Here is a 12555-nt window from a genome sequence, read left to right on the forward strand (position 1 = left end):
TTGAATATTATCTCTATGTCATTATATCACAAGAAGTGAAAAGCAGTATCAACAAACCTTCTTAAAGTTAATATTTCCATTTCACAACGCTCAGTTAAGGTCAATTTAGTAAAAAAATGGTAGAATGGAGAAGTATAATTCAATTTGAAAGGATATTGAACTTATTATGACAGATTCTTGGATGATCAAATACCTTGCCGAGGGAATTGGAACAATGCTTCTTGTTTTGATTGGTAATGGTACGATTGCAGCCGTCACGTTGAAAGGCTCCAAAAACAACGGCATGGGAGGACTTTCCATCGCTTGGGGATATGGCATTGCGCTGATGTTTCCAGTTCTTGTGTTTGCGAATGTCTCAGGTGCTCATGTCAATCCGGCGGTGACTCTTGGTCTTGCTTCTGCAGGATTATTCCCTTGGGCACACGTGGCTCAATACATTTTGGCTCAACTGATTGGTGCGATTGTGGGACAACTTTTAGTGGTTGCGATTTATAATCAATACTATCTTAAAACAAACGATGGTGCGATTGCTTTGGGAACATTTGCAACAACAAATGCGCTTGAAGAAGATGGCCACACAAAAGCAATGATCAATGGTTTTATTAATGAAGCGATTGGAACATTTGCACTTGTTTTTGGGATTATCGGATTTACAACAAATTTCTTTGGTGCTGAATCCATCAAGTGGTACATGCAAGCAGCGGCAAAACAAGGTGCAAACACTAGTTCTCCAGATGTCATGAGTCAAATTTGGGCTTCTGTTTCTGGTGCTTCTGCCTCAAAAATGGTTGGTGCTTTGGCGATTGGATTGTTATTGGTCGGATTAATCACTTGTTTTGGTGGTCCAACAGGCGCTGCGCTTAATCCAGCACGTGATCTTGGTCCCCGTTTGGTTTACATGGTTATGCCCCAAAGTGTGGTTGGCGAAAAAACAGATTCAAAATGGTGGTATGCGTGGGTTCCTGTAGTTGCACCAATCGTAGGTGGTGTGATTGCAGCTACTGTATTTAAACTGATGTTTAAATAAGCGCTTGCTTCAAAAATTCTTGCAAAATACTCATGAAACTGTTATCATAGTAAAGTACTCTGGATCATGCGATTCATGTAGTGCAGTTTTGTGGGGAAGTGGCGGAATGGCAGACGCGCATGCTTCAGGTGCATGTACTCGTTAGGGTGTGGGGGTTCAAATCCCCTCTTCCCCATAAAAAAGGAGGCGGTTGGCTGGAAAAGCGAGCCGTTTTTTGTATTTTAGAGGAAAAATCATGAGAATAACAAAAGCAGCATTACAACACGTCATTGATGAAAATCCATTGCACTCTTTAGGACATCTTGCACAACGCTTAGAGAGTTCACACAGTGAGATTGAGAAATTATTGAAAACGTATCACTTAGAAGACTATCGTTTGGATAAAATTAAAAAATTGCGGAGAAAAGAAGGACGCAAAAGAAGAGATAGCGTTGAGCGATAAATCATTAAATCAAAAATATGGAGGGTAGAAAAATGAAAATTGGTTTTATTGGTACTGGTGTGATGGGCGCTGCGATGGCGCAACATCTCCTTTTAGCAGGAAATGAACTGTATGTCTATAATCGGACAAAGTCAAAAACAGATGCGTTAGTTGCAAATGGTGCAACGTATTGTGATACGCCTAAAGCAATCGCTGAGCACTCAGAAATTGTCTTTTCGATGGTGGGGTACCCAAAAGATGTTCGTGAGATTTATTTTGGAGAAAATGGTGCTTTGAAAGCAAAAGGATCTGGAAAAATCTTTGTTGACATGACGACAAGTGAACCAGATTTGGCTGTTGAAATTTATGAAGCAGCCAAAAAAATAGGATCAGAAAGTTTGGATGCACCCGTGTCTGGAGGAGATATTGGTGCAAAAAATGCAAGTTTGACGATCATGGTTGGAGGAGATGCCGCTGTTTATGAACAGCTTGTCCCACTTTTTGAAAAACTCGGAAAAACGATTGCTTATCAAGGTAAGGCTGGGAGTGGACAACATACAAAGATGGCCAATCAGATTGCGATTGCTGGGACAATGACTGCAATGACAGAACTTTTAGTGTATGCGAATCAGGCTGGTTTAGATGTGGAAAAAGTCTTGAATACTGTTGGTGGAGGATCTGCGGCGACATGGAGCATGACAAATTATGCACCGCGAATTTTGCGTGAGGATTTCACACCTGGCTTTTTTGTGAAACATTTTATCAAAGATCTCGGGATTGCGCTCGGTGAATCTGCTAAAATGGGGATTTCTCTTCCAGCGACAGCAGGGGCCAAAGCCTTATATGATCAACTCGCAAATCAAGGTTATGAAAATGATGGCACGCAAGCTCTGATCAAACTCTGGTGGAAAGATGGACATCGTCCACATCAATAAAAAAACGTGCTGAACTAAAAATCAGCACGTTTTTTTCTGTCAGTACTGACAGAAATTAGTGATCGAAAGTAAACGTTAGAGAGAGCTTTGGATCAACGGCTTTAAAAAGACTGGTGTAATAGTTTTTTGCAGATTGATCCATTTGTGTTTGGTATTGTTTTAAAAATTTTTCTTGTTTTGTGTTAGATAAAGCTGTTGTGACCAGTGCTCCAGTATCAATATTTTGAGTTGGATCACTCAAAATTTCTCCAGATGAATCGTATAAAACATACGGCTTTTTCGAATCTAATGCAATGCCAATCACTTCATAATTCGGGATTTCGATGTGGTATTTGTTTTTTCCTGTCGCAGTAATTTTGGCAGGTGTTTTTATCCCAAGTTTTGCATTATAATTTAAAATGATTAATGCTTTTTTTTCTGTCAATGGAATTCCAATTTTTGTCCAAGGAATTTTAGTATTCGTTGTTTTCGTCTCTACATCTTGAATGCCAACATTTAAAAAAACCTGCGCATTAGTTTCTTGAATCGATTTAACCATCAGATAAGATTGAGAAGTTTCAGCTGTTTTTAATAGTTTTGATTGTGCTAAAAAGAGCCCTAAAAAAGTGAGAATCACTAACAAAAGGACCCACACATAAATTTTTGCATTGAATAAGAATCGAACCATCGTTTTCATTTTTTCTCCTCAAATTTATTTTAGCATAAATGAGAAGAAGTTTAGTAAAACAATGATTACCAAAATCTGGAAAAAGTTGTCAGTACTGACAACTTTTTGTAATGCTCTAAACTTGGTGTGAAATGAGCGGGGAGCGTCAGTGAAACTTTGTTTAGATTGTTGTTTTTTTAGATTTATCGGCTTATGCTGTCCATTTTCTTGTTTTTATTGCGAAAACTCTGTAAGGATGAGAAATTTTTTCGAGTGCTCTCCCACTCAAGTTTGAAAAACTGATAAAACTAAAAAGACTTGTCTGAAATCAAAAACAAGTCTTTTGTTTTACCCCAAGGTCTAATCAGACCTTTATTTTTAAAAATTAATCGAAAATATTATCTTTAGATATACTACTTTTAAAACCACATTCCGTACATTTCCAAGTATATTTGTGATCATCAAACTCCGTTTGATCATTTAAGTGGGCTCCACAGTGATCACACCACCAGTCGATATCAGGAAATCTTTCGTTTGTCGAACTACTAACATCAATAGTGTCAGAGATTTCACTTAATAAATCCCAAAATGACATATTTTTCTCCTTTAAATTTCTTCGACTTCAAAGTCAACATCAGCGGGATCTGTGTAAGTTTCACCGGCAAGATCCAAAACTTCAGCACCACTAGAAAAATCATTATAACTTTCTCGTGCATAATCAGAAGCTTCTTCATAACTGTCAAAAACCTCATCTAGGTCTAAGCCTGGGGAGAATGATTTTATTTGCCTTTATCATACCAATAATGACGGTGAAGGACGCGAAGGATGAGCGGTCCTTTTGTAAAGGAATTGAGTCAAGATGAATTGGAAAATTTTATGGTTATTAACCAATTTCAAGGCTCTACGGCGACTTTTTCGGATAAAAAACAATGAGTGATGTGTTGACTTTTGAGGTTATATCAGCAACGCCAGTTATCACGGATTAATTGGGTGTTGATGGGGAGACCAAGGTTGTTGGAGCTTGCTGAGGGAGATATGGTGGTTATTGCTTCGCAGACGGCTTATTTGACGGATGGACGAGTATTTGAATCCTCCGAAAATGTGCATCGTTATGATAAGTATGGTTTTGAGATTGTGCTGATACGGAACAATTAAAAAAAGTCTGGAGTTTCAGGCTTTTTATGATATAAAATATTGTAAGAGGGATTGAGAAATAAAAGATGGTTTATAATTTTTACGGAAAAATAATTGAATATTTTTCAAGTTTAGCTAACCAATTTGTGTTCCACAATATTCACACTCTGCAATTTTTCCGACGATGCCTTTATTATTGGCACCGCAAGCGGGACATTTTACGATTCTTTCTTGTTGAATGATATCTTCATGAGACTTAACTTCAGGAGCGAGGGGAACATTATAATTTTGAGGAAGATAGCCAGCAGCAATCATTTCATGGATATCTCTATCCACGGTTGAAGGGGAGATTCCTAGTTGATTTGCAATTTGATTTGAGTCTGTTATTTGTTGATTAACAATCAAATTGAGATAAGATTTATATTTTGCCGCCTTTCTTTTGGTAGAGTTTGCTTTTTGTAAAACAAAATAAGCGCCTGCACCGTAGAGAATTAAACTAAACAAAGCTGTTCCAAAATGTGTGAGATTTCCAAAAAATCCTAGCACTGCAAATAGAGCAAGAATGATGCCTGAAATGGTCAAAATATTTGAATTTTCTGACATTAGAGCAGATCTATCGTTCCCCAGCCGTTTGAATAAAAGATAAATTCCAATGGGCCAGAAAACAATGATCAAAAATATAATCCAACCCCAACTTTTTTTAGTTTTCATTTTTTATAGTCCCATAATTTCTTTCTTCTTAATGTCAAATTCTGATTGAGATAAAATTCCCAAATCTACTAAATCTTTTAATTTTTTCAGAGTTTCAATTTGTTGATCGATTGACAAGGGAGGTGTTGATGAAGTTTGGGCTTGTCCGCCCATGTTTTGAGCCATGTTCATGCCGAAAACCATGCCAGCACCATCTCCAAGACCATTATCTTGAATTCCTTGTGCAATTTTTTGTTGTGCAGCAATATTTGCCGTGTGCTGTGAGATGTCATCAAAGGCTTTGACATTCATTTTATTGGCAGAAAATTGTTTAACAAGTGCGCGAGAATCTTCAGAGAACTCAATGTTTTCAATTCCAACCTTTGTTACTTCAAAGCCAAATCTATCTGACCAAGTTCCAGCATTATCAGAATCAGTAGCAATTTTTGAAGAAATTTCGTTTGTGTGCGCAGGGAGTTGTGAGATTCGATAAGTGGCTGATAATGAGTTGACAGCAACTGTGAAAGATTGAATGAATTCAGAGGATATTTGAGCTTTGGTATTTTTATCATCGAAAGAAACAAAATTAACATTTGCGGGGACAAATTTTTTGATGAAAGTAATAGGATTGGTAATTTTCATTGAAAATGCGCCGAAAGCTGTGATTTCGAGGTCAACACCGTAAAATAAATCATTATATACTAGAGGACCGTGGGTTCCAAATTTGATTCCTCGAATCTCACGGAGATTAACAAAAGCAATCCTTTTTTGTTCGGAACTTTGTCCACCAAAACCTACACGATCAGCAGATTGTTTTAATACAGAGGTTCCACGATCAATCATTTGGTTAAAAAGGGAGCTTCCGTTAAATTCTTTATCGTTAAAAATGCTGGTTTGCCCATCTTGATAATCAAAGCTACCAGGTTCAGTAATGATATTTTCGATTCCGGATTCACTAAAAATAAAAGCGGCGGTATTTTCGGGGACAAATATTTTTGAGCCATTTGAAATAATACCATCGGAACCGTATAAATTTGTACCTCGTCCATTATTTGTTTTTTGAAGAACACCTGGAACAACAAGGGTACGCTCGTCAAAAGTTCCAGCTGTAATTATGTCTTTCCATTGATCAGCTAATGTGCCACCAATGGCATCTGAGATTCCTTTTAAAATTCCCATATTTTTTTCTCCTATTTTTTAGCGCCACACTGTGAGCATTTTATCAATTCTGCAGGATTTAATGAGTTACAATATTCACAGTTCCAATCTTGTGGTTTTTCTGTTTGAAATGCAACAGCTTCATTATTTGGTTTGGGAGCAAAACGGTCCAAGACAGAGTTGGCAGCAGCTCCCATTCGGGTAAACATTGTGTCATTGGCGTGTGGGTCAAGAACAATTTCGCCAGAGGCATGATTAATCATGGCATTTTTGAAGGCACCAATGTTCATTAACTTATTTATTTTATTATTCCCTAGGGAAGATGTTTTAATGATTTCTTTTAAAAGTGTTTCGACTTCAAATAAACTTAATCCTGTGACTTTTGAAATTTCATTTAAAGAATAAATTTTTGAAATAATAACGCAAGAAATGACGTTTTCTTTTTTCTTTCTCTTAATTTCTTCTTTTTTCCCGAATTTAAATATAAGAGTATAACTAATAATCAAGAAAATAAATATCCCTGCAAAGCTTAAAAATTCTGCCATAGTAAAAAATCCTCCCAAAAACGATTATACGTTTTCATTATAATATAAATCAAAATGATTATCAACCTAATGATGATAAGAGTAATTTCCTTGATTTTATTATTTTAAATACGCCTCCATTTTACCTTAAACTAATCTAAAAATCAATATAAATGAGTAAGTTCAATTGAAACATATCTTTGCTTTGATAGTTTATTTTTAGAGGTAATGTGATGGGCATGGAATATTTTGGCGACAAGTTGCGCACCTTACGTTTGGAGAAAAAAATGACGCAACAAGACTTGGCGGCTCGGATGGGTTTGGTGAGTGCGTCCATTTCGTCATACGAAAAAAGTCGCAAATATCCATCTGTTGAAATTTTGATTCAGCTTTGCCAAATTTTTGATGTGTCAGCGGATTATCTCTTAGGGCTTTCTGATGATAAAGAAATCAATCTGTCAGCACTGACAGATGAACAAATGCGGATTATTTTACAGCTGATTGCTGAGTTTGAAAATTTTAATGCGTTAAAAGAATAAGTGCTTGATAAAGGTCAAGCTTTTTTTATTTCAACCACAAGAAAAACATGTCCTATGATAGGAAAGGAGATTTTCTATGATCGGACATGAAAAAATAGATCTGTCAGCACTGACAGAAACGCAAATTCAACTCATTTTAGACTTGATTGAACAATTTAAAAAAATGAACAAGAAAAAAGACCGCTAGGTCTTTTTTTTACATTTCTTCAGGTGCTTCAACGCCTAAGAGACGCAGTGCTTCTTTTAGAATGATGGCTGTTGCATTTGCAAGGGCTAAGCGGTTGTTTAGACCATCGTTTTCTTCTAAAATACGCACATGAGCGTAATATTTGTTGAATGCTTGTGCGAGTGAAATCGCATATTTTGCAATTAAACTTGGTTCATATTTGTCAGCGGCACGTTTGACGGTTTCGCTGAAGTTTTGCAGTATTTTTACGATTTCCCAAGCTTCTAATGGAAGTGATGTAAATGTTACAAAGTTTGGGGTAAACGCTGCTTTTCTCAAGATTGAGCGGATTCTAGCGTAAGCATACTGGACATAAGGACCAGTTTCGCCTTCAAATGAGACCATCTCTTCGAGATTGAAATCATAGCCGTTGGTGCGATCAGTTTTGAGATCGTAAAATTTCACTGCTCCGACACCCACTTGATGGGCGACTGTTTCTTTATTTTTAAGGGAAGGATTTTTGCTGTCGATTTGACTTAATGCACGTTCAACAGCTTCGTCTAAAGTAGGTTCAAGACGAATAATGTTGCCTTTACGTGTGGAGAGTTTTTTTCCGTCGCGGGTGACTAATCCAAAAGAAACGTGCTCCATATCATCGGCCCAGTCATAGCCCATTTCTTTGAGCACAGCTTTGAGTTGCTTGAAGTGTCCTGCCTGCTCTCCGCCAACGACATACAAGGCTTTTGCGAAATCATACGTGCGTTTGCGATAGAGTGCAGCGGCAAGATCGCGCGTGATGTAAAGCGTTGCACCATCTGATTTTTTGATGAGTGCAGGATTGAGGTTGTATTTTTCAAGATTGACAATAGTGGCCCCTTGTGAAGGCTGCAAAAGTCCACCTGCATCTAGTAAATCAACGATTTCTGCCATTTTATCATTGTAAAAAGCTTCACCATTGAGACTGTCAAATGAGACATCAAGTTTATCATAAATGCGTTGGAATTCAAGAAGAGACTCATCACGGAACCATTTCCAAAGGGAAAGGGCTTCTTGATCGCCGTTTTCGAGTTTGAGAAACCACTGGCGCGCGTCAGCATCAAGCTGGGGATTTTGCTCTGCTTGTGCGTTGATCCGCACATAAAGTTTTAGAAGTTCATCAATCGGATGAGCTTTTACGGCTTCTTCATCGCCCCAGAGTTTGTAAGCTGTGATGAGCATTCCAAATTGCTTGCCCCAATCTCCGAGATGGTTGATCCGAACAGGTTGGTAGCCCAATTTTTGATAAATATTTGCAAGACTGTCAGCAATGACAGTGGAGCGTAAATGTCCGATTGAAAAGGGTTTTGCGATGTTTGGAGAACTCATATCCAAAACGACATGACGGGATTTACCGATGTTTTGATCTCCATAATTATGCTGCTTTTCTGTGATTTCATTGATCACTTGTGTTGCTACTGCATTTTTATCAAGAAAAAAGTTGACATAAGGGCCAGTCGCAACGACCTTTTCAAAACCATCCGGCAGGATTTTTTCACAAAGATCCAAAGCAATCAGTTGTGGTGATTTGTGCATGACTTTTGCGAGTTGAAAAGCAGGAAAAGCGAGATCTCCCAGTTCAGACGTTTTTGGTTTTTCGATTAATTTTTCAATTTGCTCAAGCTCAAGTGCTCCATCAAGCGCATTGAAGAGAGCTTGAGCGACTAAATTTTTTTCATTCATGTTTTATATTTTATCATATTTTAAGATAAAAAAAGCGATAAAATATTCTTTTTGTAGATAAATTTTGTTTTGTCAGTACTGACAGAAAATTCCCGATGCAATGAAAAAAACGCGCTGTGATTTTTAATTTTTATGTTGAAAATATGTTATAATTATACACATGAAGAGAATAGAACGTTTACAACTTATTACATCGATGATTACAAATCATCGCATTGCGACGCAAGAAGAATTGCAAACGCGTCTTCAAAAAGAAGGCGTTGAAATTACACAAGCAACATTATCACGAGATATTCGTGAATTACATATTGTCAAAAAACGTGAAAATGGAAAGAGTTTTTACTCCTTTTTTAGAAGAGAAAATGGAAGAAATCAGTCAAATTTGCAGCAGCATTTTACACGTTTTGCTGTGAAAGCAGCTGCAGCGAGCGTAATGGTTGTGGTCCATACACATTTGGGAGAGGCGGATCTTCTTGCCAATGCGATTGACAGTGAAAATCGCACGTCAATTTTAGGGACAATCGCTGGAGCGGACACTTTATTAATCACGTGTTCATCAGAAACCGCGGCAAAAACGCTTTTATTGGAGATTAAAGATGCCTTATGATGAGAGCGTTGAGCAGTTGATCCGTGCGATTTCTGAGTTAGATTATGTGAAGAAATTTAAAAAAACGGATGCAAAATTGCACGAAAATACACGACTTTTTGAGCAACAAGAAACGATGAAAGCACAGCAAAAAGAAGCAATTCTCTACCAAAAGATTGGCAAAATCAACGCGTATAAAGTCACGTCACAAGCCGCGCAAAAAATTGAAAAAAGTTTGAAATCGGACATTCTCGTGGCACAATATTTTACAGCACTGCAAGACGTTAATGATTTAATTCAGCACGTGACCAGTGAAATCGAACAAAAAGTGAATGTTTTATTAGAAAATGATGAAAAATAAATGCTGTCAGCACTGACAACATGAGATTTTAAGAAAAAAATAAATTCTGTCAGTACTGACAGCTTTAAAAATTAGAAAAAATAAAGAAAAGAGAAAGAAATGCCTGAGAAAATTTCACCTGGAATGCAACAGTATTTGGACATCAAAAAAGATTATCCAGATGCTTTCTTGCTCTTTCGAATGGGGGATTTTTACGAACTTTTCTATGACGATGCCGTGAATGCAGCGCAGATTTTAGAATTAACATTGACCTCGCGCAATAAAAATTCTGAGCATCCTGTGCCGATGGCTGGCGTCCCACACCATGCCGTTCAAGACTATATTGATCAACTCATTTCACAAGGGTATAAAGTGGCGGTGGCCGATCAAATTGAGGACCCCAAAAAAGCTGTCGGAATCGTCAAAAGAGCGGTCACACAAGTGATTACACCAGGAACAGCAGTTGATTTTTCGGATCGTTCGGAAAATAATTTTTTGGTTGCAATTGATCAGACAAAAAATCAGTTTGCGCTCGCCTATATGGATTTATCGACAGGTGAATTTAAAGTGACTGAACTTACTGATTTTTCTGGAGTTGTAGGAGAAATTGCGTCGTTAAAAGCGCGTGAAGTTGTCGTTGGTTATACACTAACCAGCACACAAGCGCGCGTTTTATCTCAACAGCTCAATTTGCTCATTTCCGAACAATTAGATTGTGAAATCCCGACACTCATCCATTTGTCAGCACTGACAGCGCTGGAAAATCAAGTGGCAAGCAAGTTATTAACCTATGTCAAACGCACGCAAATGCGTGATTTGAGTCATGTTCAAGAAGTCGAACATTATGCCATCAAGGATTTTCTTCAGATGGATTTTGCGACCAAATCTTCACTCGAACTAACGGCAAATAAGCGAGAAGGCAAGAAACACGGGACATTGTACTGGCTTTTGGATGCTACAAAAACGGCGATGGGTACGCGTATGCTTCGGGCTTGGATTGAACGTCCGCTCATTCATGCAGAAGCAATCAACACGCGAGCAGAAATTACTCAGATCTTTATCGATCATTTCTTTGAACGTTCGGATTTAATTGAATCTCTCAAAGGTGTTTATGATTTGGAGCGCTTAGCCTCACGCGTGTCGTTTGGGAAAGCAGTTCCCGTGGATTTTTTACAACTCTCACATTCACTTTCTCATGTTCCATCCATTAGAAAAATATTAGAAAATATGGACCAACCGATTTTGTCAGCACTGACAGAACGCTTAGATGCCATTCCTGAGCTAACTGCTCTAATAGATTCAGCGATTCAAGAGAGCGCAGCGCGTACAATCACTGAAGGAGGGATTATAAAGACCGGTTACAATGCGCAGTTAGACACGTATCGTGAAGCGCTCGAAAATGGCAGTTCTTGGATTGCAAAATTAGAAGCAGATGAGAAAGAAAAAACAGGAATTTCCACGTTACGGATTGATTATAATCGAAAAGATGGCTATTATTTCCATATCACACAAAGTCAGTTAAGTAGTGTGCCGGAGCATTTTTTCAGAAAAGCAACACTAAAAAATTCCGAACGTTACGGATCCAAGGAATTGTCTGAAATCGAAGAAATCATGTTAGAGGCAAAAGAAAAATCGAGTGCGTTAGAATACGATCTTTTTCTAGCAGTGAGAAGTCAAACAGAACAGTACATTTCACGATTACAAGCAGTCGCAAAAGTCATCGCTGAACTGGATTGTCTTCAAAGTTTTTCAGAAATTGCCGAAAAAAAAGGATACATTCGTCCAAAATTAACACCGAACGGGCAAGAAGTAAACATCAAAAACGGACGTCATGCCGTCGTGGAAGCTGTGATGGGAGCACAAGAATACGTTCCAAATGACATTATCTTTGATGAAAAGACGAACATTCAGCTCATTACAGGTCCAAATATGTCAGGAAAATCGACCTATATGCGCCAGTTTGCACTCACGGTCATCATGGCTCAAATTGGTGCGTTTGTCCCAGCAGAAATCGCGGAACTTCCTATTTTTGATGCCATTTTCACGCGGATCGGTGCAAGCGACAATCTCATTGCTGGAGAATCCACTTTCATGGTCGAAATGTCTGAAGCGAATCGTGCCATTACTCAGGCCACAAAGCATTCACTTATTATTTTTGACGAATTGGGGCGTGGCACAGCGACTTATGATGGAATGGCGCTTGCACAAGCAATCATTGAGTTTGTCCACGATCATATCCAAGCCAAAACACTTTTTGCGACCCATTATCATGAGCTGACCACACTCGATCAGGAGCTGTCAGCACTGACAAATGTTCATGTTGCAACACTTGAAGAAAAAGGAAATGTCACATTTCTTCACAAAATCACAGCAGGGCCAGCAGACAAATCTTATGGCATTCATGTTGCAAAAATTGCAGGATTACCAGAAAAATTACTTGAGCGAGCAGACATTATTCTTCAAAAATTAGAAAACAGGCCAGTTTCTGCTAAAAAATTAGATAATCATGATGAACAATTAAGTTTATTTGATTTTGATGAAAATTCCACAGCGATTGTTGAAAAACTGAAATCCGTCAACATGGACAATATGACCGCGCGCGAAGCACTCAATTTTTTGTGGGATTTAAAAGAGCTTCTCTAAAAACACGGTGCGCTCTTAAACGATTTG

Annotated in this window: 14 protein-coding genes and 1 tRNA gene; 9 read left to right on the top strand and 6 right to left on the bottom strand. The window is 38.1% G+C overall.

The annotated features are described in order from the left end of the window. The first annotated feature begins 166 nt into the window (after positions 1 to 166). From GHI93_RS07335 to GHI93_RS07350, 4 genes are all read left to right on the top strand, one after another. A complete protein-coding gene (locus GHI93_RS07335) occupies positions 167 to 1027 on the top strand; it encodes an MIP/aquaporin family protein (RefSeq protein WP_153496405.1) in 861 nt (286 codons plus the stop codon). A 92-nt stretch (positions 1028 to 1119) separates the two neighbouring features. Beyond that, positions 1120 to 1202: transfer RNA gene (locus GHI93_RS07340), tRNA-Leu, on the top strand. A gap of 60 nt (positions 1203 to 1262) precedes the next feature. Then, a complete protein-coding gene (locus GHI93_RS07345) occupies positions 1263 to 1469 on the top strand; it encodes a hypothetical protein (protein WP_153496406.1) in 207 nt (68 codons plus the stop codon). Between the two features lie 32 nt (positions 1470 to 1501). Next, positions 1502 to 2383: an NAD(P)-dependent oxidoreductase gene (locus GHI93_RS07350; RefSeq protein ID WP_153496407.1), complete on the top strand. Its 882-nt coding sequence runs from the start codon at positions 1502 to 1504 to the stop codon at positions 2381 to 2383. Between the two features lie 55 nt (positions 2384 to 2438). Here GHI93_RS07350 and GHI93_RS07355 read toward each other — a convergent pair whose 3' ends face one another. Further along, positions 2439 to 3059: a DUF4230 domain-containing protein gene (locus tag GHI93_RS07355; protein ID WP_153496408.1), complete on the bottom strand. Its 621-nt coding sequence runs from the start codon at positions 3057 to 3059 to the stop codon at positions 2439 to 2441. 355 nt (positions 3060 to 3414) lie between these two features. Continuing rightward, complete coding sequence (locus tag GHI93_RS07360; RefSeq protein ID WP_153496409.1) at positions 3415 to 3624, bottom strand: Sec23/Sec24 zinc finger-containing protein; 210 nt, start codon at positions 3622 to 3624, stop codon at positions 3415 to 3417. Positions 3625 to 4025: 401 nt separating this feature from the next. On the opposite strand from GHI93_RS07360, the gene GHI93_RS07365 reads away from it, so the two are divergent. After that, complete coding sequence (locus tag GHI93_RS07365; protein ID WP_153496410.1) at positions 4026 to 4184, top strand: UTRA domain-containing protein; 159 nt, start codon at positions 4026 to 4028, stop codon at positions 4182 to 4184. A gap of 114 nt (positions 4185 to 4298) precedes the next feature. On the opposite strand, the gene GHI93_RS07370 is transcribed toward GHI93_RS07365, so the two are convergent. Genes GHI93_RS07370 through GHI93_RS07380 form a run of 3 tightly spaced genes read right to left on the bottom strand, consistent with a single transcriptional unit; the run spans position 4299 to position 6556 of the window. Beyond that, complete coding sequence (locus GHI93_RS07370) at positions 4299 to 4874, bottom strand: hypothetical protein (protein WP_170272414.1); 576 nt, start codon at positions 4872 to 4874, stop codon at positions 4299 to 4301. 3 nt (positions 4875 to 4877) lie between these two features. Next, positions 4878 to 6032 (bottom strand): SPFH domain-containing protein, encoded by a 1155-nt coding sequence (locus GHI93_RS07375; protein ID WP_153496412.1) that lies wholly within the window; start codon positions 6030 to 6032, stop codon positions 4878 to 4880. Positions 6033 to 6043: 11 nt separating this feature from the next. After that, positions 6044 to 6556 (bottom strand): zinc finger Ran-binding domain-containing protein, encoded by a 513-nt coding sequence (locus GHI93_RS07380; protein ID WP_153496413.1) that lies wholly within the window; start codon positions 6554 to 6556, stop codon positions 6044 to 6046. Between the two features lie 212 nt (positions 6557 to 6768). Here GHI93_RS07380 and GHI93_RS07385 point away from each other — a divergent pair, with 212 nt between their 5' ends. Beyond that, entirely contained in the window at positions 6769 to 7074 is a 306-nt protein-coding gene (locus tag GHI93_RS07385) for a helix-turn-helix domain-containing protein (RefSeq protein ID WP_153496414.1), read from the top strand. A gap of 196 nt (positions 7075 to 7270) precedes the next feature. Here the strand turns inward: GHI93_RS07385 and argS are convergent, their stop codons facing one another. Next, on the bottom strand, positions 7271 to 8959 hold the full coding sequence (gene argS, locus GHI93_RS07390) for an arginine--tRNA ligase (protein ID WP_153496415.1): 1689 nt from the start codon (positions 8957 to 8959) through the stop codon (positions 7271 to 7273). Positions 8960 to 9119: 160 nt separating this feature from the next. Between argS and argR the strand changes: the two genes are divergently transcribed. The 3 genes from argR to mutS all read left to right on the top strand — a co-directional run bounded on the left by argR (position 9120) and on the right by mutS (position 12528). Beyond that, positions 9120 to 9566: an arginine repressor gene (gene argR / locus GHI93_RS07395; protein WP_153496416.1), complete on the top strand. Its 447-nt coding sequence runs from the start codon at positions 9120 to 9122 to the stop codon at positions 9564 to 9566. Next, complete coding sequence (locus tag GHI93_RS07400; protein WP_153496417.1) at positions 9556 to 9906, top strand: YlbF family regulator; 351 nt, start codon at positions 9556 to 9558, stop codon at positions 9904 to 9906. The genes argR and GHI93_RS07400 overlap by 11 nt, the downstream gene beginning before the upstream one ends. A gap of 99 nt (positions 9907 to 10005) precedes the next feature. Beyond that, positions 10006 to 12528, top strand: coding sequence for a DNA mismatch repair protein MutS (mutS, locus tag GHI93_RS07405; RefSeq protein WP_153496418.1), 2523 nt, complete (start codon positions 10006 to 10008; stop codon positions 12526 to 12528). The last annotated feature ends 27 nt before the right edge of the window (positions 12529 to 12555 follow it).

Source organism: Lactococcus hircilactis, assembly GCF_009601015.1.
In the GTDB taxonomy this organism is placed as follows: Bacteria; Bacillota; Bacilli; order Lactobacillales; family Streptococcaceae; genus Lactococcus; species Lactococcus hircilactis.

What these genes read in the sequence shown, in the direction of transcription:
- GHI93_RS07335 (WP_153496405.1), top strand. Translation starts at nt 167, where the DNA reads ATGACAGATTCTTGGATGATCAAATACCTTGCCGAGGGAATTGGAACA.
- GHI93_RS07345 (WP_153496406.1), top strand. Translation starts at nt 1,263, where the DNA reads ATGAGAATAACAAAAGCAGCATTACAACACGTCATTGATGAAAATCCA.
- GHI93_RS07350 (WP_153496407.1), top strand. Translation starts at nt 1,502, where the DNA reads ATGAAAATTGGTTTTATTGGTACTGGTGTGATGGGCGCTGCGATGGCG.
- GHI93_RS07355 (WP_153496408.1), bottom strand. Translation starts at nt 3,059, where the DNA reads ATGAAAACGATGGTTCGATTCTTATTCAATGCAAAAATTTATGTGTGG.
- GHI93_RS07360 (WP_153496409.1), bottom strand. Translation starts at nt 3,624, where the DNA reads ATGTCATTTTGGGATTTATTAAGTGAAATCTCTGACACTATTGATGTT.
- GHI93_RS07365 (WP_153496410.1), top strand. Translation starts at nt 4,026, where the DNA reads ATGGGGAGACCAAGGTTGTTGGAGCTTGCTGAGGGAGATATGGTGGTT.
- GHI93_RS07370 (WP_170272414.1), bottom strand. Translation starts at nt 4,874, where the DNA reads ATGAAAACTAAAAAAAGTTGGGGTTGGATTATATTTTTGATCATTGTT.
- GHI93_RS07375 (WP_153496412.1), bottom strand. Translation starts at nt 6,032, where the DNA reads ATGGGAATTTTAAAAGGAATCTCAGATGCCATTGGTGGCACATTAGCT.
- GHI93_RS07380 (WP_153496413.1), bottom strand. Translation starts at nt 6,556, where the DNA reads ATGGCAGAATTTTTAAGCTTTGCAGGGATATTTATTTTCTTGATTATT.
- GHI93_RS07385 (WP_153496414.1), top strand. Translation starts at nt 6,769, where the DNA reads ATGGGCATGGAATATTTTGGCGACAAGTTGCGCACCTTACGTTTGGAG.
- argS (WP_153496415.1), bottom strand. Translation starts at nt 8,959, where the DNA reads ATGAATGAAAAAAATTTAGTCGCTCAAGCTCTCTTCAATGCGCTTGAT.
- argR (WP_153496416.1), top strand. Translation starts at nt 9,120, where the DNA reads ATGAAGAGAATAGAACGTTTACAACTTATTACATCGATGATTACAAAT.
- GHI93_RS07400 (WP_153496417.1), top strand. Translation starts at nt 9,556, where the DNA reads ATGCCTTATGATGAGAGCGTTGAGCAGTTGATCCGTGCGATTTCTGAG.
- mutS (WP_153496418.1), top strand. Translation starts at nt 10,006, where the DNA reads ATGCCTGAGAAAATTTCACCTGGAATGCAACAGTATTTGGACATCAAA.